The sequence below is a fragment of the Williamsia sp. R60 genome (genome assembly GCF_054063855.1).
In genome coordinates, this window is the sequence record NZ_JBSSGR010000004.1 from 651,272 (window position 1) to 673,854 (window position 22,583).

Here is a 22,583-nt window from a genome sequence, read left to right on the forward strand (position 1 = left end):
CGGACGTGGGCGAGCTACGAGGGGTGACCCGCCCGCTGCCGGCGAAGCGCCGACCACGCCCCGGTCGACCAGAGCGCCCATGCGATCAACACCGGCTGGAAGAGCAATCGGGTGGCCCGGGCCTGGTCGGTGTTGAGCCCGAACGCATCACGGTGGTTGATCAGCTGCGCCAGGTTGCCCGGAAACACCGCGACGAAGAACGCGGCCAACACGAGACCGATAGCGGCTCGGCGGCGTTTGAGGAAGACGGTCGAAGTTCCCAGCGCGATCTCGACCACACCTGAAGCGAGAACGGTCACGTCCGGGCCGAATGGCACGAAGTCCGGAACCTGTGCTTGGAAGTCCTGTCGCGCAAACGTCAGGTGCCCGATACCCGCGAACACCAAGGCCGATCCGAGCGCAATGCGTGCGACAGCGCGCGCCGGCTCCTCGGCTGAAGGAGAGTCGGCGAGAAACACCGTCAGAGGGTTTGGCCGATTCGTCATTGGTTTCACCTTGGAGTCGAGGTAGCCGAAGTGGCGTGCTCAACCAGCGTAGGCAACCGCTCTGCACCATGCAGCTCATGTGAACACATCCGTTGTCCGACGCTTATCGCTGCGCCGTGCGGTTGATCGGTTGTCGCGACCATCAGGCAGTCGACCTGGGGTCGTGGTTTACTGTCGCGGGGTCGGGAGCCCAGAATCGACGGCGCGGGGGAATCAGTAAGTGAGACGGCGGTTTTCGGCCATTGTGGCCATTGTGATCTTCTGTGTCATAAGTGAGCTTGCGGCAACGCCTGCGGCGAGGGCGGCTCCTATGACTGACGGCCTTGCGGCGCCTGCACGCATCGAGATGTTGGTGATGGTGACGCCTCAGCGAGCAAAGCTCACCGTCTACTCGCCGATGATGCGCCGGACCGTTCGTGTTGATGTGTTGTTGCCGGCGCGGCCAAGAGTCGCTACCCCACGCCCGGCGCTCTACATGCTCGACGGCATCGACGCCGGTGTCTATTCGGGCTACAGCCAGAGCGGATGGACTCAGTACACGGACATCGTCGAGTTCATGGCAGACAAGAACGTCAACGTCGTGCTTCCCATCGGCGGCACCGGCAGTTACTACACCGACTGGAAACATGACGATCCCGCGTTGGGCAGGAACAAGTGGGAAACATTCCTCACCCGCGAACTCCCCCCGCTCATCGACTCGACGTTCGAGGGCAACGGCCGCAATGCCATCGAAGGGTTGTCGATGGGTGCCACCGGCGCATTGATGCTGGCCGTGCGGAACCCTGATCTCTACAGCGGCGCTGCGCTTTTCAGCGGCTGCCTCGACCTCGGAGACCAGACCGCCCAGAATGCCACCACCGCAAGCGTGATGACTCGCGGCGGGGATCCGGCCAACATGTGGGGTCCGGCCTACAACGAGGCGTGGCTTGCGCACGATCCAGGCGCGAATATCGGTGCCCTGCGCGGCAAACCGCTGTACGTCGCGGTCGGAAGCGGTGTGCCGGACTGGTCGATGGGCGTGGCGGGGCTTGCCTCACCCGTCGGCGGAGCTCTCGAGGCCGCAGCGTTGGCCTGCACCCGGACCTTCGAGACCAAGGCCGAGGCAGCGGGCGTAGACATCGAGTTCGACTACCGAGAAGGCCTGCATTCCTGGGGCTATTGGAACGACGATCTGCATCGTTCGTGGCCGACGATCCACAAGGCACTCGGCCTGTGACTCCCCTGTCGCCGACCCCGTCTGTGCAGGGAGCACGCACGCCCTGATCGCTGACCGTCTCGACAGCGATCCGGGTAGCCGCGCGTCAGGCCGTCGCCACTGCAAGCCTGGCAAGTGCCACCACGGTGACGTCATCAGGATTGTTCGTCCGGGATGCCATGCCAGAGATCGCGTCCACGATCTCGCTGGCGGATGATGCTCCCACGGCGATGGCTGCGACGTGGTCGACAGCGGCCATCGATCCGTCGTACAGGTCCAGAACACCGTCGCTGAAGCACACCACCATGTCCCCCGGTTGGAGGAACAGTTCCTGCATCGTCCAGTCGTCGTCGAGTCCGAGCCCCAGCGGTAGGTCTTTCGATCCGAGTCGCTCCCACGATCCGTCGGCGCGAGCGACCACTGTCAGTCCGTGCCCGGCGTCGGCGTAGAGCATCCGGCCGTCCTCGGCGCGAATCCTGGCGTGGAAAAGCGTCGCGAACGATTCTGTGTCTCCCAAATCGGTTGCGAGGCAGTCTGCGGTCCGCGTGAAAGCGACAACCGGGTCCTCATCGTTGCGGGCGCTTCGCACCACAGCGCGAGCTGTCGCCGCGATGATGCCCGCACCGACACCCTTGCCCATCACGTCTCCGAGGGTGAAACCCAGACCTCCGCGGATGGGATACCAGTCGAAGAAATCGCCGCCGATCGCGGTTGACGGAATGCATGCGCCGGCAACCTGATAGCTCGGCAGCGGTGTTCCACTCTTCGGCAACAGTGCCCGCTGAACCCGCGAAGCCTGGTCGAGTTCACTGGTCGTCGCACGCTCTCGGCGTTGGATGACAGACAGTTTCTTTCTCGACAGCCGCGACAATTCGTTCACCACGGTCGCTGCGAATGTGAATGCACACGCGCTGAACAATCCGCGCCACAACTCGTTGGGATTGTCGGACACACTCGTGCCCAGTGCAAATGGCACAAGAAGGGCCGCACACACACCGAGGAACGAATAGAAGATGAACCGGCGGCCTTCTGAACTGGCAAACCAGATCACCGGGAGTATCAGCAGGGACGCAAAGATCGACCTGCTCTCTCCGGTGGCGAAGCGAAGCGCGCCACACGCGAAGAGATCGAGCGTGGGAACGATGAAGCCATACCGATACAACGATTCGTCACGGGAGAAGAAAACCGCAAGAACGGTTGCGATCACGGTGACCACCACTGCGCTCACCAGCACCCGCGCATCACTGACGACCAGCGTCGGGATGGTCCCACTGAGGACTACCGCCACCGAGAAGAGCGCGACGAACGGAAGTTGTTTGAGCAGAGGCGAAGGTCGATCCACACCCAATCGGTGACGAAGCGAGCCCTGCGGCATGAACTCCCTTTCCCGAAATAACGAATGTCTGATTCGACACTAGTGGACTGATCGAAGATGAGCTCGGGGGCATTCGGCGTCGTGTCGATGTCAGTTCCCGAAAAACAGTGGTGTGAACCATCAGCCCGCTTCATGACCATCAGGTGACCGGGCCGGACCGCGAGGAATACCTCTCAGATTAGGTGTTCAGGTGCGATCGAATGCGGCGAGCAACATTCGCGCGCCGGTCGAGATCAGATTCTGTCGGTCAGAATGTTCAGGTCGTAGTAGAGCAATGCGCAGACAAAGGCTTGCGGTCGCGCCCATCGTGAGGAAGACGAGGTCGTCGAGCGCCGCGCCCTCCAGGTCGGGGCGCAGACGGGCGGGGAGAACGCGGGCCAGCGGTACCAAAGGGCCCTCGACCTCGCGCCAGGCGTCACCGAACTCCGCCTCATCCGAGGCAAATGAAGCGCGGAGCACAGGGGCGTGTTTCTCGAATGCAGAAGTGAGGGTTTCCACCACGATCACCATGGCGTCCATCGGATCCTTGTCCATGGCGCTGCCGACGCCGGTTGCCAGTTCGGTGGTGATCTCGTGAACCGCGGTGGTCCGCAGGTCGTCGATGATGGCGTCCATATCAGCGAAGTAGCGATACACCGTACCGATGCTGACGTGTGCAAACTGGGCCAGTTGCTGGGTTGTCGGTCGCCGCGAGGGTTCGCGCCGGAGAAGCTCCACGGTTCCCTCCAACAGCGCCTCACGCATCTCGACTCCGCGTTTCTGTCGCGGTGTCACGCGTCGATGTGGTGGGGTCGTACGGGTTTTCTGGGTGGTCACAAAAGTGAATAGTAAGTGAGGATTCCTCGTGTTTGACTGAGATCATGACTACAGCGCCACCGAATGACCTGGTGAATACCGATGTAGCGGTCGCCCGATTCGGCGACGCCGGTCGGGTATGGCTCGAGGCCATGTGGCTGGGCGACGACCTGGCGGATGCCGTCGTGAACGACGACTTCTCCGAGACGTCGGCCTCCTCGGCAACCGAAGCCGTGTGGACTGCGCTCGCCGACGGTGTTCAGGCGGTGTCAGACGCTCCGCAATCTCTGCAGGATCTCTTCAAGTTTCTGGACACCGAACCCGACTGGGTAGACCATGAGCGGCTCGACCGCGCCGCCGATGCACTGATTCGCCACACCGCCGCGCTGGGAATCGTGCTGGGGGCGGCGTCGCTGGTGCGGGGTGCAGGCAACACCATCGCCGGGAAGCCGCTGGCACTGACAGGCCGGTACGTATCCCAGCCGGCCATTCGATCGGTTGAGGTCGGCGAGTGGCTGCGCAGTGTGATCACACCCGGGGGGATGCGTCGTGGCGGCGACGGCTTCGCGTACACCGTGCGGGTTCGGATGATCCATGCGCACGTGCGCCGCGCCCTTCGGGATCTGGAGGTGTGGGAAGAGGCAGCATGGGGAGTGCCCATCCCCCAGCCCTACATGGCGTTCACGCTGGCCGAGTTCGGCCACATCGCCATCGACGCGATGCACAAGTTGGGCGTTCGGTTCACAGACCGCGAACTCGCAGACATCTACCATCTGTGGAGATACGTCGGACATGTCGTCGGCATGGACGAGCAGCTCAACCCGGTCAGCGAATCCGATCAGATCCGGATCGAGGAACTGTACCGGTTGACCTCACCCGGGCCCGGTGAAGACGACCGCGACTTCGTCGTGGCACTCACCGACGACTATCTAATCCCCGAACTCGCCAATGCGTTGCCTGGACCGCAACGGATCCGCCACGCGGCCGCCTCCACACTGATGCGATCGCTGCAGAGGGTGTTCATCGGCGACGATGCGGCCGACGAGTTGCACATTCCCGACGGTCGACTCAAGCACATCGTGGGTCGCGTCGGTCCGCTCCTGGCTGTCGCCGCGCGTGTCCGGCTGGCCGTGGCCGGGGACCCTGAGCGGCTGACCCGCAGTGCCTATCTCGCGCGCGACGAGGACATGGATCGGATGCGGGCGGCATATCGGGTCACACATGATCTCGTGGACAACGCCCCGCCCACCCCGTTGCGGGCTGCAGCCGGACGGGGCTGACCGCCTCGGGCGTCTCGGATGCAGTCAGACGTCTGCGACAATTCGAACGATGACGTCCCCGATCACCGCCTCCCGCTCTGATTGTCTCGCCGAGCATTCATGACGCGGTTTCTTGTTTTCGCACTACTGCTCGCGCTGGTGTCTTACTGGCTCCACCGGCGACTTGTCCGAGCCACCGGCGTTGCCCGCCCGTGGTCGATCATCGTCGACATCCTCCTCGGACTGCTGTGGGTACTGGCGATCATCGGTGTCGGCAGCGGGGAGCTGCTCGACCCGTCGTGGGCTCGCATCCCCGGATTCGCCGGATGGGTGTGGCTGGGAACAGTCTTTTACCTCGTACTCGGACTTGCGGTCACTGCCTTGGCATCCCTTCTCGCGCGGATGGTTCGGCGTCTTCGGGGCTCGCGGAGCGAGTCGTTCGATTCGTCCCGTCGCCGCGCGATCCGGACTGCCACCGTGGGGGTGGTGATAGCTGCCGTTGCTACGACGAGCTACGGAGTGGTCGAAGCGGCACGACCTGAGGTCGTCCGTGTCACCGTGCCGCTCGCGGCGCTTCCCGACGAGTTCGACGGATTGCGGGTGGCTCTGATCTCCGATCTCCACGTGGGGCCCACTCGCGGCGGCGAGTTCACCGCACGCGTGGTGGAAACAGTGAATGCCGAACGCCCCGACCTCGTTGCCATCGCGGGCGATCTCGTCGACGGAACGGTCGAGAAGGTGGCCGGCGACCTGCAACCACTCGAACGGCTGGCGGCGCCACTCGGGGTGTACGGCGTCAGCGGCAACCACGAGTTCTATGCCGACGACGGAGGCCGGTGGCTCGACGTGTGGGACAGGCTCGGCATCCGGACGCTTCGCAACGAGCACGCCGTGGTCGAACGAGGGGGCGCAAGCATCGACATCATCGGCATCCACGACTACTCGTCTCCGAAGCCCTACGAGCCCGACCTCGGCCGAGCACTCGACGGGCTGCACCGCGAACGCTTCGGTTTGCTCCTGGCCCACGAACCGCGCCAGGCGTTCGACGCCTCCGACATGGGTGTCGATCTCCAGCTCTCCGGTCACACCCACGGAGGTCAGATGTGGCCGATCCGCTACCTCGTGCCGCTGCAACAGCCATCTGTAGAAGGCCTGGACCGAGTGGGCGAGACCACCTTGTACACAACACGGGGTGCCGGAGCGTGGGGTCCTCCGACCCGTGTCGGCGCGGCGCCAGAGATCACCATCTTGGAGCTGGTGCGTTCTCGGTGAATGGTTTTCGCCAGGGACACGCGGGAAACATGCGGACGCCGCGCCGACCCACCGGCGTGTCGACGGGGCAGCGGTCGCGCGTCCCGGGGACTCTTGCTTAGATGTGTCCTATGAGTACCTACACGTCGCTCGACGCTGCCATCGACAACTTCCTCAACACCAACCCTTGGGCCATCGATGTCCTCCAGTTCTTCTTGAACGGCCTGCCCTGATCAGTCGCTGAACGGGCTTCGTACCGGCAGCGCAATGGTTGACCGAATCGGCCCGTCGCCTCACGGCAACGGGCCGATTTGCTGTATGCAACATGGCCATTCATGACTTGACCCCGGAACTCTCGGAGTCACGATTCCTCACTCCCCCGTAGATTCCCCGCCTGACTATCCACGGTTGCAGCACCCGGTCGATCGACCAGGCCGGAAAGCGAAACGGGCGGCCCGAGGGTGTGAACACCTCGAGGCCGTCCGGTTGGACGCCTAGGACTGACCCCCACCTCCGATTGCGCGGACGGTAAGCCCGTAATGAACGCCCGGCCAATTCCGCACGAACGTTGCGAGCGACGAGGCGGTCGGCCCTGTTCCGAGCCGACCCACGCAAGGGATCGCTCGCAGCCACATCCCCCAGAGCGAAAACACCCGGGTGCCCCGGTACTTGCAGCTGATCGTTCACGCGAACGAATCCCTCTGCGTCGAGCACGTTTTCGGGCAGCCAGCCGGTGTTCGGACGTACGCGGCCGACCGCCCACAACACAGCATCGGCAGACACCGCAGCCTGCCCGGTGGTCCACGTGACGGATCCTGTTGTGATCTCATCGCCGACGAACCCGTCGTCCAAGGCGGCACGATGGCCCGGGTGGAGCTGAACTCCGAGGTCCATCAAACGGCCACGAACACGGCGCCAGGTTCGGATGTGGTGTTGGGGAAGAGCTCTCTCGCCGGGGTACCACAGGCTGACCTTCTTGTCCGGCCACGTGCCTGCCACGTTGGCCGCGCTGCTGACAGCTGCCGCGCCGCCTCCGATCACCATCACAGATGGTGCCGCAGCGAGCCGTTCATGCGCTGCGAGTAGACCGGCCCTGACCTCATCGGGCGACTGCATCGTGGGTGTGCGCCAGAATCCGTTGCTGACTCCTGTCGAGATGACCAGGGCGTCATAGGATTCGATCGACGTCGAGTCGTCCGCACTCCTCACGGCCAGGGTTCGTGCCACCAGGTCGACGTCGGTGATCGTGCCGTGGACCGTGCGAACGCCATCGAGGCCCCGAAAGCGGTCGAAGGAGACCCAGTAGTCACGAGACCAGTCGTCCGGTCGGCTCAACCGCGTTCCCAATTCCTGCCCGCTGACCAGACCAGGTTTGACCGAGATACCCACGACATCGACGTGGCCCGCCAAGTGAATCGCTGTCAGCACCCCACTGTCGCCGAGGCCGGCCACGACAACTCGCTTGCGTGTCACACGGTCACCCGTCGCGGACGCCATGGGACAAACCTCGGTACGCGGTCGATCACGTCCTGGTATCCCGCGCGGCGTTCCAGGCTGCGCTTCTCCATCATCGGGATGCTGGCACCCAAGAACATCCCGAGCATGGCCGCTGCGCCCAGGAACAACCACCACGCGTCAGATGGCGACACAGCGAGCCCGAACAGCGCCAAGGCAAACCAGAAACCGAACTCCCCGAAATAGTTCGGGTGTCTCGACCAGCCCCACAGACCCCTGTCCATCACCTCTCCAGGTCTTCTGTCCCGAACGAATCGATGTAGCTGAGCGTCGGCGACGAGCTCGAGCCCTACCGCGGCCAATCCGAGGACGAACGCAATTGCGGTGAGCCCGACGATGTCGTCGCCCGGGCGGGTGACGGCGATGTAGACCGGGAGCATCCCCGCGAAGACCTGCAAGGTGGGGATCACGTGGATGGCAAGAAGATCGGTGACGAACTCGAATCGGCCTGCCTGACCGCGCAGCATCCCGTACCGCCAGTCCTCGTGGTGCAGGCCGGGAAAACCGCGGATCCAGTTCGCCGTCAGCCGTACTGCCCAGAGCGTCACCACGATCGCGACCAACCAGCAATGCAGCTCATCGATACCGAGGTCGCCGCCGACCCACCAATAGATCATCAGGAGCGGCGGAACGACACTCCAGTAGGCGTCGTAAAAACTGGAGTTGCGATAGAACCGGCTGAACCCGAAGATGACCACGGTCGCCAGAACGTCGGCAATCAACGTGTCCAGCCACAGCCACGCCGTCTTCGGGCCCCATCCCAACCAGAGGACGGCCACCAGGATGGCGATGGAGTATGCCACTACGATGCGTACGAGTGATGCTGTCTTCGTCACGAGGTCTGATGATGCCAGTACCGATCCCACCGGTGCCGTAAATCGACCATCATGGCCTCTTGCCGATCCCGCCGAAGCGGGCTCAGGCCAGGACGATCACCGCGCACATCGTGAGCGCCACGTGGACGAGGCTGTACAACTTGTAGGCCAGACGATTCCGCGCCTGAGTGTTGCGGATCGCGGTGAGTACGGCCGTCGGCCAACACAACAACGCCATCAGCCCTGAGGCGATCGCGACTGCGACATCGGATCCACCGCTGGTGCGGAACAGCACCAGATAACCGACCGCCGGCCAGATCACCATCATCACCACGAACCAGGTGCGCACAGCGGTGGCGCCGAAGAGCAGCGGCTGGGTCACCCGTCCGATGATCCGGTCGCCGCCCATGTCCCGGACATCTTCAATCGAGAGAGGGATGATGAACATCGTGGCCAGCGCGACGATCCAGAACCAGGTTGTGGCGTCCAGCGAATGCGCTATCGCCCACGAACCCCCGAGCTGTGCGATCACACCTACCCACGTCGTGACCGGCTTCCACAAGATGTAGAACCGGGGCTTGAGGAAACGGTGCGTGGTCTGCACCGTCACGATCCAGACGAGGGCGGCAACAAAGGTGGTGAGACCGAGCGTTGCTGACAGGCCGACAAAGATGGCCGAGCCGACGTAGTTCCTGCGCCACATCCCGGCCGGCGTGACCAGGCCTGACGGAATCGGGCGGTAGGGCTTGTTCGCATGGTCTTCTTCAGAGCCGCCCGCTTGATTGGCGGTGTCGAAGACATAGATGAAGAGCATCGACCACAGCACACTCGCGACCATCGCGACGGCCAGATCGATCGTATCGAGGTCGAATCGCAGGGCAGCGGTCAACGTGAAGAGCACCGGCGGCAGGCTTGCGACCCAGACGTTGTCGGCGTTGAGCCTGGCGGTGACGACAAGTTCACGGCGCAAACTCCACCGCGGCGTCACCGCTCGTGGAGACTTCTCCTCGACGTGCACGACTTCCCCGTCTTCCTCAACCATCGGTCGGCACAATTGCCGAATGCCAATACGCTACTGAACACGCGTTCACAGTTCGAACCGAACCTCGGTCAACTGCTCATCGTCAGAATCCGCCTCGGGGCGGGACAACCGTTTTGTACCGGCCGGCCGGCGCCGGCGATGACCTGAAAGGAGCCCACCAATTGAATCAGCTCCTGCTCGATGAGGGATTCCCCCACCGGCCTCGCCGGGAGCTCGCACCCGGCGCGGTCCACATCCCGGCCTGGTTGACGCTCGAGCAGCAGCGGTGGCTCGTGGCGCAGTTCAACGAGTGGGCGACCGGACCGGTACCCATCCGCGCGGCGCGGGTGCGCGGGCGTGAGATGTCGGTGCAAATGGTGTGTCTCGGGTGGCATTGGCAGCCGTATAGGTACAGCCGGACGGCCACCGATGTCAACGGTGCGCGAGTCCTCGACTTCCCGGACTGGATGGCCCGACTCGGTCGTAAGGCAGTCGCAGACGCTGTCGAGCACACGCCGTCCGGGGAGGCCTATGCGCCGGACGTCGCCCTCGTCAATTACTACGACGACTCTGCACGCATGGGGATGCACCAGGACAAGGACGAGCTCTCCAGAGCGCCTGTTGTCTCCCTGTCGATCGGTGACACATGCCGATTCCGATTCGGGAACACCGAGAGCCGCAATCGCCCGTACACCGACATCGACCTCGAATCCGGCGATCTGTTCGTCTTCGGCGGGCCTTCGCGGCTGGCCTACCACGGGGTCACGAAGATATACCCGGGGACCGCACCATCCAGTTGTGGTCTGGCTCAGGGCCGGATCAACATCACCATTCGGATGACAGGGATGGACGGGTGACCGGTCACCAGTAGATTCCGGGGACGAGGCGGGCAATCCGCTTCGCGGACTTGGGGATCGGCGGGGTGGCCGGCAGGCTCGACCGCGTCTGACGATCCGCCGACGGCTCGGGTGAAGTGGCTCCGTCGTCCGCCGGCGCACCCTTGGCCGCGGCGGAGTCCGGGAACAGGCGGTAGGCCTGATGCAACAAAAGGTGTTTGAAGCGGGGCGCGAACAACCCGGTGAACTCGGCTGCGGTACCGACTGGAGTGTCGATCCTGTCGGGACGTTTCTCGAGCGCGCGGACCACCATCTTCGCCGCGTCGTCGGGTGAGGCCACAGGAAGCGATTGATAGATCGTCGTGGGCGCGATCATCGGAGTCCGCACCAACGGCATCCGGATCGAGGTGAACGTGATCCCGTCGTCCAGGGTTTCCGACGCGATCACGTCGCTGAACGCATCGAGCGCGGCTTTGCTCGCGACGTACGCCGAGAACCGCGGCACCTTGCTCTGCACCCCGATGGACGAGATGTTCACGATGTGGCCGAAACGACGCTCGCGCATCGATGGCAGCAGCGCGAGGACCAACCGAACGGCCCCGAAGTAGTTGACCGCCATGGTTCTTTCGAAGTCATGCATCCGGTCCGTCGACTGCGCGATGCTCCGCCGGATGGAACGACCGGCATTGTTGACGAGGTAGTCGACGTGGTCGTGTTCGTCGAGGGCCGTCTTGACCATGGTCTCCACCGATTCGTGATCGGTGATGTCGCACGGGTAGCCGAACGCCGAACCCCCCTCTGCCCGAATGTCTTCCACGGCCGCCTGTAGGTCCTCTGCGCCGCGAGCGATGAGCAGGACCGTCGCTCCACGCTGGGCGATCTTGTGCGCAGAGGCCAGACCGATTCCCGACGATGCACCCGTGATCATCACAACCCGGTCTGCGAGTTCTCCTGCGGGACTGGGCCTTCGGGCCAGATCGGGATCCAGATGGTCGTACCAGTACCGCCAGAGCTTGTCGGCATACGATCCGAACTTCGGTACTGCCAGACCACTGTCGGCCAGTGCCGCTCTTGTGGTCGCCGAGGCGAACAGGGAGGGGAACGTGAGATGTTCGATGACCACGGGTGGTATCCCGATCTGGTCGAGCACGAGATCGCGCGCGATCTTCACGCCCGGTAGATCGCCGAGCCCGAGAAGCGGACGTGCGATCGGCGCCGGTACGGAGCCCACTGCCATCGGCGCACCTGCGGCACGCGCCAGTGCTCCGTAGACCTCGCGGACCGACTGGGGCTTCGGGTTGACCAGATGGAAGGCCCGCCCGTCGAGGCCGGGCTGCAACATGAGCTCCACGAGCGCCGCGGCCACGTAGTCGACAGGCACCATGTTGGTGGTACCGATGTCAGGTACCGCGGTGGGCAGAAACGACGGCAGTCGGCTGAGCATTCTCAGTGCGGTGAAGAAGTAGTAAGGGCCGTCGATCTTGTCCATCTCGCCGGTCTCTGAGTTACCGACGACGATTGCAGGCCTATACACCCGCCACTTCAGTCCCGGTGATTGACGAACCAACTGCTCGGCGATGAACTTCGTCTCGTGGTAAGGCGAGGGAAGGCCTTGCCCCAGATCGAAATCGTCCTCGGTGAAGACGCCGGCGTGGTCACCCGCCACCGCCACTGAGGACACGTGGTGGAACGTGGCGTCGAGTTCGTGAGCCAGGTCGATCATCGATCGGGTGCCGTCGACGTTGGCCGCCTTCGACTCCTCGGCGCTTGCGGTCATGTCGTACACCGCACCGAGATGCAGGACGTGATCTGCTGCCGGCGGCGGCTTCTCGAGGCCCAGTCCCGGCGCAGTGAGGTCCCCGACGATCGGAACCACTCGATCGCCGCCCACCCAGGTGGCTGCCAGCCGCTCCATCCGCTCGACGGATGCTTTGCGCACCAGCACATAGACCTGAGAGTCGGGATCTCGTTCGAGAAGTTTCGGCAATACGTTCCGACCAAGGAAGCCGGTTCCACCGCTCACCATGTATGCCATCAGACCTCGACCTCCACGCTCATCGTTCGCACTCGGCTGTCGGCGCGCGTTACTCGTCGGTAATGAGGGTAGGTCAACAGATCGCCCAGCAACTCCCGGTTCTGTATATTCCAAGCGACCTACCCGCCGGGCGATCACCGGCGAGTCACATGCTCGTACCGACGATCCGGCCGCCGCCTGCGTTCTTGGCCCGGTACATCGCCGCGTCGGCATTACCGACCATCACATCGACAATGTCGCCGTCCTCCGGGGGCCACGAGGGGACAAACGTCGTGACCGTCCCGATGCTGACGGAGACGAAATCGGTGCCTTCTCCCCCCGCCAGACTCTGCCTGATCCGTTCGGCAAAGGCCTGGGCCTGCTTGGCATCGAGGTGCGCGAAGATCGCGAACTCGTCGCCTCCGATTCTCGCGAGAGCGTCGGCTCCCCGGCACAAATCGGCAAGGCAGTTCGCTGTGCGGATCAGAACGGCATCCCCGGTGATGTGGCCGTGCGCGTCGTTGATCGATTTGAACTTGTCGATGTCGACGACAAACGCGGTGAGTGGTGACCACGGCGGATAAACAGCATGGGACTGCTGCAACGCCTCGGCCAGACCACGCCTGTTCAACACGCCGGTGAGTGCGTCCGTGAACGACTCTTTCGCATCGCGACGCAGGAATGTGAGCGCGATCTGCGCGAGGATGTTCGTCGAGAGTCCGGCGCACATTGCGGTGAGTGCGAGCGTAGAGGCCACCAGGACGGACGTGCCGGGCGACATCACCGAGTACGTGTACGTGGCAACTATGACGACAAACAGGTAGGCCAGCTGCGCCGACATCAATCGGGGCCCGTGAACAAAGGTCACGTACATCCCCGGGACAACAAACAGATTCAGTAGGGCAAGGGCCACGAGTGGCTCCCCGACGAACAAATAGGTGGTGATGGCCGCGTCGACGTAAGCGACAAACCATGCCGAGGTCTTCTCGCGGGGCCACGGACGAAACCACCAGGCGGCCGAACAGACCGCGAAGCCCATCGCTGCCGCCACCACGAGACCGTTGGGCAACAGGCACCTGCAGGGGTTGACCAAGATGACGAGTACCCCGAACAACGCGTACACGAGGCAGCAGATCATCGCGCAAACACGGGTGACCAACAGCCACGTGCGCGACTCACCGTATGTGTGCGCCCATTCGTAGTCGTAGGGCTGGGTGTACCACCAGCGCAACAGGCGAAAAACAACAGCCCAACGGTGTTTGCGAGATGGCTGTGGCAGGCGAGGCTGTCCACGCTCGGTCTCGCGGAGAAGCCTCATTCACCTTCTATCGTGACGGATGGTCAAAGCGTTAGATCCTGTTCGCGATCGAGCACGGACTGGCATGGGTGTCGACGTTGGACACCTACCTCAGACGACAGAACTCCGGCCACGGTTTCACCTCGAAGAGTTGGCGCGACACAGCGATTCCGTCGATATTGCATTTCGGATAGATGATTGACGCTCGCAAATATGGGTACATCGATCCTTAGGTTGGAGCCGACGGCCTATCTCTGCAGCTACTTACTAGAGAGAACGCGAGACATACAATGACATCTTCAAGTGGTATTCCCATCCACGATCAGATGACGCCGAGCTCTGGGCCATCGCCGACTTCTGGTGAGACGTCAACCGCAGACGTCGCCAAGCAGCAAGCAGGCGATGTTGCCAGCGGCGCTACAGATGCCGGTAAGCACGTTGCTTCGGTTGCAGGCGATCAGGCGTCGCAGGTTGCCGGCGAGGCCAAGACCCAGGCAAAAGACCTGCTGCACCAGACCAAGGGCGAACTGACAACGCAGGCCTCAGAGCAGCAGAAGCGTGTTGCCGGTGGTCTACGGGCACTTTCCGACGAGTTCGGATCGATGGCCGACAAATCCGAAAATCAGGGTATGGCAACCGATCTCACGCGTCAGGCCGCCCAGCACGCGCAGACGGTCGCATCGTGGCTCGACGACCGGGAGCCCGGACAGATCCTGGACGAGGTGACCCGATTTGCCCGGCGCAAGCCCGGCATGTTCCTGGCTTTGGCTGCAGGTGCCGGCCTGGTGGCCGGGAGGCTCGGCCGAGGACTGACCGCAGCCAACAGCAGTGACAGCGGCTCCAGTTCGGGTGGAACTTCCAGTGCGGCGAATCTCCCCGACAACACGCAAACTGCGCCCATCCCGCCGATCCAGGCTGCTCCCCCGGTCGCCGGGTACGGCAGCGGACAGCATGCGGCTGCGCCTGCGCAGCCCGGTTACGTACCCGAGCCTCCCCCGTACACCGTTGCGCCGGGGTATCAGTCGCAGCCCGGTTACCAGGCACAGCCGGGTTACCAGCAGCAGCCCGGCTACCAGCAGCCGCCGGCCCCGGGCGTGAACCCATGAGCGCCCCGTACGGCGCACACGCCGGAGAGGGAGCCGAGACCAACCCGCCGTCGATAGGCGAGCTGCTCTCGAATGTGAGCGAAGACCTGTCCATTCTCGTCCGACAGGAACTCGCACTCGCGAAAGCCGAAGCCACTCAGACCGCCAGCCGGGTGGGCAAGGGCTCAGGAATGCTGGCAGGCGCTGCGGTGGCCGGCTACTTCGTACTCCTGTTCCTGTCCATCGCCCTGTGGTGGGGGCTCGGCAACGCGATCGGGCACGCATGGTCGGCTCTTGTCGTCATGTTGATCTGGGCCATCATCGCCGGCGTTCTGGCCGTCCTCGGTCGGACAGCACTGCGCAAGGCCAAAGGACTCCCGCAAACCACCGACACAGTCAAGAACATTCCCGGCGCACTGACGCCCCATCCCCAGGAGAGATCATGACCAGCAGCTCAGACCCCGATCAGATTCGTGCCGAGATCGAGCGCACCCGCGCGGCGCTCAGCTCAGACGTGGATACCCTTGCGTACGAGGCCAATCCGGCCACCATGGCCAAGCGAAAGGTCGGTCGCGTGACCGGTCGGCTCAGTGGCGTCCGTGAGCGCGTGATGGGTTCGGCTCAGGACACCGCCCAGAATGCCTCGGCCACAACCAGTTCGGCAACATCCTCGGTCACGGGTGCGGTTCAGTCCGCGTCCGGCACCGTTCAGGATGCCGTGCAGTCTGCACCCGGTGCGGCAAAGGCACAGACCCAAGGCAACCCGTTGGCCGCCGGCTTGATCGCCTTTGGCGCGGGCCTGCTGGTGTCTGCGCTCATCCCCGCCAGCGAGAAGGAGCAGCAGGCGGCAGTGGCCCTACAGGAGAAGGCTCAGCCCCTCAAAGACGAGGTCACCGAGGTGGCCAAGCAGGCTGCGCAGAATCTGCAGGGCCCGGCGCAAGACGCGGCCGCAGCGGTCAAGGAGACAGCCACCGACGCTGCTGACACCGTCAAGCAGGAGGGCACCTCTGCGGCCCAGGGCGTGCAGGAGCACGCGAAGGACGCGACAAACAAGGTTGCCGACCAGCAGAAGTGACGTGGGGTGCCGCGCGGTGGGTCTCCCATCGCGCGGCCACGCGTGCGTCCGCGAGCCGTTCGGGACTGGCCCCTCCCCCCGATCCTCTATCGTTCTTGCACCACCCACAACGGAAAAATGAGGCAGACATGAAGAAGTTCGCAGCACTGGTGGCATTCATCGGTTGCATGTTGTTCGCCGGCGCATGCAGCAGCGACGATGTGCAGGAAGCCACCGATCGAGCTACGGACAGTGCGAAGCAGGTGGCCGGTGACGTCTCGGACGCCACGGGGGATCTACGGGACAACGGCTACATCGAAGCTCTGAAGACTCAGGACGTGACGTTTGGTGATCGCACCAAACAGATCGAGACCGGCAAACTGGCCTGCACGGAACTGTCCAACGGGTCGAGCATCGCCGACACCACAAAGAAGGTGGCCGAGGATGCCGGCATCAGCGAAGACAAGGCTCGAACATTGATCAACATCGCCGTTCCCGCGTACTGCACGCAGAACTCCGCGAAACTCGCCGGCAACTGAGCGTCTTCCATACCCCACTTCCGGCCCTGATCGAGACAGGGCCGGAAGTTCGCCCTAGCTGGGTTCATAGTCTAGACTTTGAACCATGATCGATAGCGTCGCAGCCGTCCTCGGAACCGTAGGTGATCGTTGGGCTCTGCTCATCGTCCGTGAGGTCTCCCTCGGCCTGCGACGTTTCGACGAGATCCAGCGCGCCACCACCGCACCCCGGCAGGTCGTCTCCGATCGACTTCGCCGGTTGACCGAAGCCGGCATCCTCGCAACTCGGCCCTACTCGGTACCGCGGCGGCGATCTCGCGATGAGTACGTGTTGACGGACGCAGGGCTCGATTTGTTGCCCGTCCTGTCCGCACTGTCCGATTGGGGCGAGCGTCACCTCGGGTCCGGCGCACTCCCCGACGTCGTCTACCGACACAGCGGCTGCGGTGGCCGGATCACCGCAGTCCTGCGCTGCGAATGTGGCGACCACGCCGATCCGCGCCACCGCCTCGTAGCCGAGGTCAACCGGCTGTGACCACAGCCCTGCGTCAACCGTCTGCACCTTTGGAGGACTGATCATGCCCCTCGTCCACGTATCGGACTCTTCGTTCGACAGCGACGTCTTGAGTGGTGGCCGCCCTGTGCTCGTCGAGTTCACCGCCCACTGGTGCCCACCCTGTCGGATGATCGCGCCGGTACTCGACCAGATCGCCGTCGACGAAGCGGACGTCGTGGACGTTGTGGCGATCGATGTAGACGAAAACCCGGCCACGACAGCGCGTTACCGGGTCATGAGCATGCCAACGCTCGTGTTGTTCCACAGCGGCCAAGAACGGGCGCGCATCGTGGGTGCGAAGTCGCGGCAGGCGATCATGCGTGAGCTCCGGCCACACCTGCCGCAAGCTGTACCTGCACATCAATAAGTTGCGACCCGCCCATCGCCGGGCTGAGGCATTTACGCTTTTCAGGTGCCGAAGCCTGATGGGAACGCCTGATGACGCCGTCGATTCTCATCGCGATGGCGGTCATCATCGGCTGGTCGCTTTTGGCCGGCCGGCTCGAACGGTGGCGGATACCCGGTCCCCTGCTGATGGTCATCGCCGGCATCGCCATCGGTTTCAGTACTCGCAACGAGATCGGCAACACACTCAACACTGTGATCGCCGAACGAGCCGTGGAACTCATCCTGGCCCTGCTCCTGTTCGTCGATGCCACCGAGGTCAAAGGCGGTTACTTCGGAGGTGAGCGTGCCATCACCGCGCGATTGCTCTGTGTTGCCCTGCCTCTCTCGCTCATTCTCGCCACCGTGCTCGGAGTCTTTCTCCTGCCAGATCTATCGGTTGCCGTTGTACTCATCGTGGCGTGCGTGGTGGTACCCACAGACTTCTCGCCGGCATCCTCGATCTTGCGCGACAAACGCCTTCCGGCGCGCGTTCGCCACGTGATCAATGTGGAGAGCGGGTACAACGACGGCATCGTCGCACCGGTCTTCGTCTTCGCTCTCACGCTCGCCGGCGACCACGAGCACGCCGCCACGCCCATCGAAGCGCTCGAGTCGGCGTTTCCTGCGGCAGCGTTCGCCATCCTGGCGGGCGCGGCCGTAGGTCTGATCAGCGCCTGGCTGACCAATTCGGCTGTGCGCCACCACCTCACCACAGCTCAGTCACTCAGGATCGGGATCGTGATGATCCCACTGCTCGCCTATGGATGCTCGGTCATTCTGGGCGGCAATGGTTTTGTGGCCGCATTCATCAGCGGCATCGCCTACCGGGCGGCCCGCAATCAGCAAGAACTGGGCGACGAACAATTGGGCCTGCTCGACGAAGTGGGCATTCTGGCCGGCCTGGTGATGTGGTTTGTCTTCGGGAGCACGTCGGTGCTGTTGCTGTCGCTCGGGGTCGAGTGGTCGATCGTCCTGTACGTGCTGCTCGCGTTGACCCTCGTACGAATCGTGCCCGTCTTCATCGCACTCACCGGGTCCGACCTCTCGCGGTCGGACCGGTTGCTCCTCGGGGCAATCGGCCCCCGCGGGACAGCGTCGATCGTGTTCGGACTTCTCGCCTTCAACGCTCTCGACGACGATTTCGCCGGGGAGACCCTTTACGCGATGACCCTCACCATCATCGGCAGCCTGGTCATCCACGGTGTGGGGTCGTCGCTGATCGCTCAGCGAATGGCTTCAGATGCACGTCCAGCGGCCGGAAAGTCAGTGCGCTGACAACCGATCAGATGTCGGCGAGCTTCTTGCGTGCGGCCTCGAGTCGCGCTTGTGCGTGTTCGGCCTTGTGTTCTGCCGCAGTCACATTCGACGCGGCGGTACGTTCGGACTTGTGCGCGAACTGCCTTTCCTGCTCCGCTTGTGACAGCTGGTTGCGCAGGTCCTCTATTCGCGAATCCAATTCGGCAACCCGGTCGGCGGCTTCTCGCGCGTCGGCCTGGGCGGTGTCGACGGCTTCTCGAGCTTCGAGCTCAGCACGTTCGGCTGCATCCACTTCGGCTTGTGCGTCGGCTCTCAGCTTCGTGGTGTCCGGCTTCTTCCCCGACGTCGTCGGCTTCGATCTACCGCCCACCACCGTCAGGCCCGAAGGACCCATACCGCTGTAGCTCGCTGCGGTGACAAGGCGCCCGGCCCGTACCAGATCGGCGATCTCCGGGTCTGCCAGTGCGGCGTGCAGCGACTGCCCGACCTCACGGGCCGCCGTCTCACTCACCTGCTGCCCACGTGCCGCCGCCAACTCACCCGCGCGGCGCGCCATCGCCCGGATCACGCGCTGTCGTTGAGTGGTCAGTGCGCGTAGGTCGTCACCCGACAGGTGCCGTTGTGCGTCACGGAGAGCCTCGCCCAGTTCGAGTAGTTCTTCCACTTGCTCGGGTTCTTCTCGAGCGAAGTTGTTCACCACCCAGGCGACCAGAGTCGGCTTGCGCATTTTGCCTATCGCGGTTGCGAGTTCGCGATCACCTTCTTTGCGCGCCTGTGTCACGCGGGCCTTGCGCGCTTCCACGAACTCGGCCGGGTCGAGCCCGTACAGCTCGTCGGCGACCTCGTCGATGTCCACCGGTCGACTTCCTGTGCCCTGCCCCTAGGAGCCGGAGGCGATCGGCGAGAGGAAGAAGACGGGAATCGTCCGCTCTGTGCGCTTCTCATAGACGGCAAAGTTCGGCCACACCGCGAGCATCCGCTGCCAGGCCTGTTCGCGTTCGGATCCGGTCACCTCGCGCCACGAGACCTCGACGGTCTTGCGTCGGTAGATGATCTCCGCCTTCTCACAGGCACGGAGGTTCAGAACCCAGACCGGCATTCGTTTGTCCCCGAAGTACGAGCCGGCGATCAGCCAGCCGCCGTCCTGGGGCACGCACAGAAGCGGCGTGGATCGTGGGACTCCCGACTTCCGGCCCGGCACGGTCAACGTGATGTTGGGTAGGCCGGCGATGTCGAGCGCACTGAGCCGCCCATTGCTGACCCGTTGCAACCGGGTGTCCCACTTCTCGATCTGCGGCAGCAATTTCGGCATCCACGAGACCGCACCTATTTTAATCGCCACCGGCGTCAGAATCCCCACCGGAACAAGGCTACTCACAACAGCATCACCTCATGGGAGAAGCGGCATCGCAGCCGTCATGTCTCGGTTGTGTCCATGTTGCTCCTGCGCCGCCGGACGATCCCGGTGACCACCGCGACGATCGCGCCGACGGCCAGGACGATGGCCGACGCGAAGGGAAGGGCGTTGTCGACGAACCCGACGATGATGACGGCAGGGATGGCCAGTGCCGGCCACGGGAAGATGGTTTTCCAGTTGCTCGAACTCCAGCCGACGATGCAGCAGACACCGCTGATGAACAGCGCCAGGCCACCGCACAGCACCCACCGCCCGGTCGCCGTCAATTCACCTACCGGGTGCAAGACGTACTGTTCGATACCGACCCCGAGAAGTGCAGCGCCGAGGGTGAGCGGCAGGTGCCCGTAGATGTACCCGTCGGCGCGGCCGCTGCCGACCGCACTCTCGTCGTCCTGCAGCAGCGTCTTCGCCTCTGCGCCACCGATGTCGAAGTACATCCACCACACGGCAGCCGCGATGGTGAAGCCGAGAGCAGCAACACTGAGCGACGACCACGCCCAATGGGTCTCGTGCATTCCGAGCACGATGGCCGAGATCGATTCACCGAGAACCAGGATCACGAACAAACCGAAGCGTTCCGGCAGATGTTCGAGGTGCAGTGGGACATCAGGACCCCACCGGGTGGCTGCGAACGGCGCCATCGCTTCAATCGCTATCCCCAACGCCCAGAGCCAGTACGTGATCGGCGACGGGGTCAGCAGCGAGACCGTCCAGATCAGTGCGCTGACCACCGTCGCGGCGAAGTACAGGTTGATCGTGACGCGGACTTCGCTGATGTGTCGCCATGCCCGCAGGTAGAGGCCGGCGAGGATCACGCGCGTGGCGATGTACCCGACCGCGAAAGCCACCGTGCCGTCGCCACCGACGGCCGCGGACGCGCTCGCCGCCATGACCGCGACCGCAAACGTGGCAGCGAGCTTCAACACTCGGTAGAGGACGTCGTTCGTGTCGAATCTGTTCGCATACAAGGTGGTGGTAACCCACGACCACCATGTGACCGCGAACAGGCCGGCGAAGACACCGACACCGTGCCAGCCGAGATCGTCTTTCAGCGCCAGCGCGAGCTGGTGGATGACCAAGACGTACGCAAGGTCGAAGAACAGCTCGAGTCGTGTCGCAGCTCGATCATCTTCGGTGCGCAGACGAGGCGGCGCCATGAGCGGGGTGCGTTGGTCTCCCCCGCTGTCCGCACTGTCACCGTCGGATCGATCGCCCCCGATCTCAGATGTGCGGTCAGCCATTATGTGGATGGTCCTAACTGTTGGCCCCGACGAGGGGACGCGCGGCCTGAGCCGGCACGACGCATCCTCCGTCAGTACCCCGTGCCACGTAAACGCAAACCGGACATCTCACCACCCGTTTTGGTGGGTGCCGCGATCAGTTCGACGCGGCCACGAAGTTGCGTGGCTGTGACGACCCTGCAGCCAGCCATCGAACACGCGGCGCCAGCAGGGCATCCACGCTGAGACCACCCGCGCCGACCACTGCCAGGAGCAGCGATCCCATCCCCAGCGACAGCACCAGTTCGTATCCGCCGTCGGCCACCCAGAGGCCCATGTCGATGTGCGCGAAGAAGTAGGCGCCGAGCATGTCGAGCGCGAACAGGGCACCGACGATCGGGGTGAGCACACCGACGATGAGGGCGATTCCGCCGAGGATCTCGAGCCACGTGACCACAAATGCGGACACCGACGCCATGGGCACATCCATACCCTGGAAGCTGGCCTTGGTGCCGGCGTACCCATAGGTGTTCAGTTTCTGGAGCCCGTGCGCCAAGAACACCGACCCAATACCGATGCGCGCCAGCAGAATTCCGACACTCCGCACGATGGAATAGTTCATATCACCCTCGATCGACTCGTGAATCACTTGATGTTTCAAGTGAACCTTAGAGGGGTAATAATTGAAGCGTCAACTGAAGCATCAAGTACGCAACGCGGGTTTACACTCGTTTCATGACTGGCCGACCGCCGACAAGATGGCTCGATGAGCAGGAGATGGAGGCCTGGCTGCAGGTGGCGGTTCTGCTGTCCAGACTTCCGCATGCACTCGACGCCCAGCTCTTACGTGATGCCCAGTTGACCCATTTCGAGTACGAGGTCCTGGCTGCGCTGTCAGAAGCACCCGAACGAACACTCCGGATGAGCGCCCTGGCCGAGTTGGCGAACGGATCCCTTTCCCGCCTGTCCCATGTCGTCAAACGGCTTGAACAACGCGAGTGGGTGTACCGCTCCGCCTGCCCCGAAGACGGTCGGTTCACCAACGCCGTCCTGACCGACGCCGGGTGGGAAAAGGTGGTGCAGACAGCACCGGGCTACGCCGAGAATGTCCGCAGACTGGTCATCGACCCGCTCACTCGCGCCCAGCTACGACAACTCGCCGCAATCGGCCGGCGGATCAACGATGGCGGCCCACCCTCCCGGTGAGGCCGACAAACCCCACGGCGAACGG

At 63.6% G+C, this 22,583-nt stretch carries 24 protein-coding genes; 12 read left to right on the plus strand and 12 right to left on the minus strand.

Going from position 1 to position 22,583, the window contains the following annotated elements; translation table 11 throughout:
- Positions 1 to 14: 14 nt before the first annotated feature.
- Positions 15 to 485 (minus strand): DoxX family protein, encoded by a 471-nt coding sequence (locus tag ACVWY6_RS21940; protein ID WP_023958242.1) that lies wholly within the window; start codon positions 483 to 485, stop codon positions 15 to 17.
- Positions 486 to 795: 310 nt separating this feature from the next.
- Here ACVWY6_RS21940 and ACVWY6_RS21945 point away from each other — a divergent pair, with 310 nt between their 5' ends.
- Positions 796 to 1,701 carry an alpha/beta hydrolase gene (locus tag ACVWY6_RS21945; protein ID WP_457540915.1) on the plus strand — a complete coding sequence of 302 codons (906 nt, stop codon included), beginning with the start codon at positions 796 to 798 and terminating at the stop codon, positions 1,699 to 1,701.
- Between the two features lie 85 nt (positions 1,702 to 1,786).
- Here ACVWY6_RS21945 and ACVWY6_RS21950 read toward each other — a convergent pair whose 3' ends face one another.
- Both ACVWY6_RS21950 and ACVWY6_RS21955 read right to left on the minus strand, forming a co-directional pair.
- Positions 1,787 to 3,022, minus strand: coding sequence for a PP2C family protein-serine/threonine phosphatase (locus ACVWY6_RS21950; RefSeq protein ID WP_457540917.1), 1,236 nt, complete (start codon positions 3,020 to 3,022; stop codon positions 1,787 to 1,789).
- 219 nt (positions 3,023 to 3,241) lie between these two features.
- On the minus strand, positions 3,242 to 3,799 hold the full coding sequence (locus ACVWY6_RS21955; protein ID WP_062798634.1) for a TetR/AcrR family transcriptional regulator: 558 nt from the start codon (positions 3,797 to 3,799) through the stop codon (positions 3,242 to 3,244).
- Between the two features lie 116 nt (positions 3,800 to 3,915).
- On the opposite strand from ACVWY6_RS21955, the gene ACVWY6_RS21960 reads away from it, so the two are divergent.
- Complete coding sequence (locus tag ACVWY6_RS21960; RefSeq protein ID WP_457540919.1) at positions 3,916 to 5,130, plus strand: oxygenase MpaB family protein; 1,215 nt, start codon at positions 3,916 to 3,918, stop codon at positions 5,128 to 5,130.
- Between the two features lie 99 nt (positions 5,131 to 5,229).
- Positions 5,230 to 6,381 (plus strand): metallophosphoesterase, encoded by a 1,152-nt coding sequence (locus tag ACVWY6_RS21965; RefSeq protein ID WP_457540921.1) that lies wholly within the window; start codon positions 5,230 to 5,232, stop codon positions 6,379 to 6,381.
- A 312-nt stretch (positions 6,382 to 6,693) separates the two neighbouring features.
- Here ACVWY6_RS21965 and ACVWY6_RS21970 read toward each other — a convergent pair whose 3' ends face one another.
- The 3 genes from ACVWY6_RS21970 to ACVWY6_RS21980 all read right to left on the minus strand — a co-directional run bounded on the left by ACVWY6_RS21970 (position 6,694) and on the right by ACVWY6_RS21980 (position 9,732).
- Positions 6,694 to 7,833 carry an FAD-dependent oxidoreductase gene (locus ACVWY6_RS21970; RefSeq protein ID WP_457541192.1) on the minus strand — a complete coding sequence of 380 codons (1,140 nt, stop codon included), beginning with the start codon at positions 7,831 to 7,833 and terminating at the stop codon, positions 6,694 to 6,696.
- Positions 7,830 to 8,711, minus strand: a complete 882-nt coding sequence (locus ACVWY6_RS21975) for a DUF1295 domain-containing protein (RefSeq protein WP_457540922.1) — start codon at positions 8,709 to 8,711, stop codon at positions 7,830 to 7,832. The genes ACVWY6_RS21970 and ACVWY6_RS21975 overlap by 4 nt, the downstream gene beginning before the upstream one ends.
- Positions 8,712 to 8,793: 82 nt before the next feature.
- A complete protein-coding gene (locus ACVWY6_RS21980) occupies positions 8,794 to 9,732 on the minus strand; it encodes a UbiA family prenyltransferase (RefSeq protein WP_457540924.1) in 939 nt (312 codons plus the stop codon).
- A gap of 161 nt (positions 9,733 to 9,893) precedes the next feature.
- Here ACVWY6_RS21980 and ACVWY6_RS21985 point away from each other — a divergent pair, with 161 nt between their 5' ends.
- Entirely contained in the window at positions 9,894 to 10,568 is a 675-nt protein-coding gene (locus ACVWY6_RS21985; RefSeq protein WP_457540926.1) for an alpha-ketoglutarate-dependent dioxygenase AlkB family protein, read from the plus strand.
- Positions 10,569 to 10,572: 4 nt separating this feature from the next.
- On the opposite strand, the gene ACVWY6_RS21990 is transcribed toward ACVWY6_RS21985, so the two are convergent.
- Both ACVWY6_RS21990 and ACVWY6_RS21995 read right to left on the minus strand, forming a co-directional pair.
- On the minus strand, positions 10,573 to 12,585 hold the full coding sequence (locus ACVWY6_RS21990) for an SDR family oxidoreductase (protein WP_400730752.1): 2,013 nt from the start codon (positions 12,583 to 12,585) through the stop codon (positions 10,573 to 10,575).
- Positions 12,586 to 12,727: 142 nt separating this feature from the next.
- Complete coding sequence (locus ACVWY6_RS21995; RefSeq protein ID WP_457540928.1) at positions 12,728 to 13,879, minus strand: GGDEF domain-containing protein; 1,152 nt, start codon at positions 13,877 to 13,879, stop codon at positions 12,728 to 12,730.
- A 269-nt stretch (positions 13,880 to 14,148) separates the two neighbouring features.
- Here ACVWY6_RS21995 and ACVWY6_RS22000 point away from each other — a divergent pair, with 269 nt between their 5' ends.
- From ACVWY6_RS22000 to ACVWY6_RS22030, 7 genes are all read left to right on the plus strand, one after another.
- Positions 14,149 to 14,964: a hypothetical protein gene (locus ACVWY6_RS22000; RefSeq protein WP_457540930.1), complete on the plus strand. Its 816-nt coding sequence runs from the start codon at positions 14,149 to 14,151 to the stop codon at positions 14,962 to 14,964.
- The gene (locus tag ACVWY6_RS22005; RefSeq protein WP_023958217.1) at positions 14,961 to 15,389 is read left to right on the plus strand and encodes a phage holin family protein; all 429 of its coding nucleotides are present in this window, start codon (positions 14,961 to 14,963) and stop codon (positions 15,387 to 15,389) included. The genes ACVWY6_RS22000 and ACVWY6_RS22005 overlap by 4 nt, the downstream gene beginning before the upstream one ends.
- Complete coding sequence (locus tag ACVWY6_RS22010) at positions 15,386 to 16,018, plus strand: DUF3618 domain-containing protein (RefSeq protein ID WP_062798274.1); 633 nt, start codon at positions 15,386 to 15,388, stop codon at positions 16,016 to 16,018. The genes ACVWY6_RS22005 and ACVWY6_RS22010 overlap by 4 nt, the downstream gene beginning before the upstream one ends.
- 128 nt (positions 16,019 to 16,146) lie before the next feature.
- Positions 16,147 to 16,536: a DUF732 domain-containing protein gene (locus ACVWY6_RS22015; protein ID WP_062798276.1), complete on the plus strand. Its 390-nt coding sequence runs from the start codon at positions 16,147 to 16,149 to the stop codon at positions 16,534 to 16,536.
- Between the two features lie 85 nt (positions 16,537 to 16,621).
- Positions 16,622 to 17,050 carry a winged helix-turn-helix transcriptional regulator gene (locus ACVWY6_RS22020; RefSeq protein ID WP_457540932.1) on the plus strand — a complete coding sequence of 143 codons (429 nt, stop codon included), beginning with the start codon at positions 16,622 to 16,624 and terminating at the stop codon, positions 17,048 to 17,050.
- Positions 17,051 to 17,093: 43 nt separating this feature from the next.
- A complete protein-coding gene (gene trxA, locus ACVWY6_RS22025) occupies positions 17,094 to 17,438 on the plus strand; it encodes a thioredoxin (protein WP_457540934.1) in 345 nt (114 codons plus the stop codon).
- 71 nt (positions 17,439 to 17,509) lie between these two features.
- Positions 17,510 to 18,733, plus strand: coding sequence for a cation:proton antiporter (locus ACVWY6_RS22030; protein ID WP_457540935.1), 1,224 nt, complete (start codon positions 17,510 to 17,512; stop codon positions 18,731 to 18,733).
- A 7-nt stretch (positions 18,734 to 18,740) separates the two neighbouring features.
- On the opposite strand, the gene ACVWY6_RS22035 is transcribed toward ACVWY6_RS22030, so the two are convergent.
- The 4 genes from ACVWY6_RS22035 to ACVWY6_RS22050 all read right to left on the minus strand — a co-directional run bounded on the left by ACVWY6_RS22035 (position 18,741) and on the right by ACVWY6_RS22050 (position 21,974).
- The gene (locus ACVWY6_RS22035; protein ID WP_457540936.1) at positions 18,741 to 19,571 is read right to left on the minus strand and encodes a hypothetical protein; all 831 of its coding nucleotides are present in this window, start codon (positions 19,569 to 19,571) and stop codon (positions 18,741 to 18,743) included.
- A 24-nt stretch (positions 19,572 to 19,595) separates the two neighbouring features.
- Complete coding sequence (locus tag ACVWY6_RS22040) at positions 19,596 to 20,075, minus strand: nitroreductase family deazaflavin-dependent oxidoreductase (RefSeq protein ID WP_457540938.1); 480 nt, start codon at positions 20,073 to 20,075, stop codon at positions 19,596 to 19,598.
- A gap of 56 nt (positions 20,076 to 20,131) precedes the next feature.
- Positions 20,132 to 21,373, minus strand: coding sequence for a low temperature requirement protein A (locus ACVWY6_RS22045; protein ID WP_457540940.1), 1,242 nt, complete (start codon positions 21,371 to 21,373; stop codon positions 20,132 to 20,134).
- Positions 21,374 to 21,509: 136 nt separating this feature from the next.
- Positions 21,510 to 21,974 (minus strand): DoxX family protein, encoded by a 465-nt coding sequence (locus ACVWY6_RS22050; RefSeq protein ID WP_457540942.1) that lies wholly within the window; start codon positions 21,972 to 21,974, stop codon positions 21,510 to 21,512.
- 113 nt (positions 21,975 to 22,087) lie between these two features.
- Between ACVWY6_RS22050 and ACVWY6_RS22055 the strand changes: the two genes are divergently transcribed.
- Positions 22,088 to 22,558 carry a MarR family winged helix-turn-helix transcriptional regulator gene (locus ACVWY6_RS22055; protein WP_062798287.1) on the plus strand — a complete coding sequence of 157 codons (471 nt, stop codon included), beginning with the start codon at positions 22,088 to 22,090 and terminating at the stop codon, positions 22,556 to 22,558.
- Positions 22,559 to 22,583 lie beyond the last annotated feature (25 nt).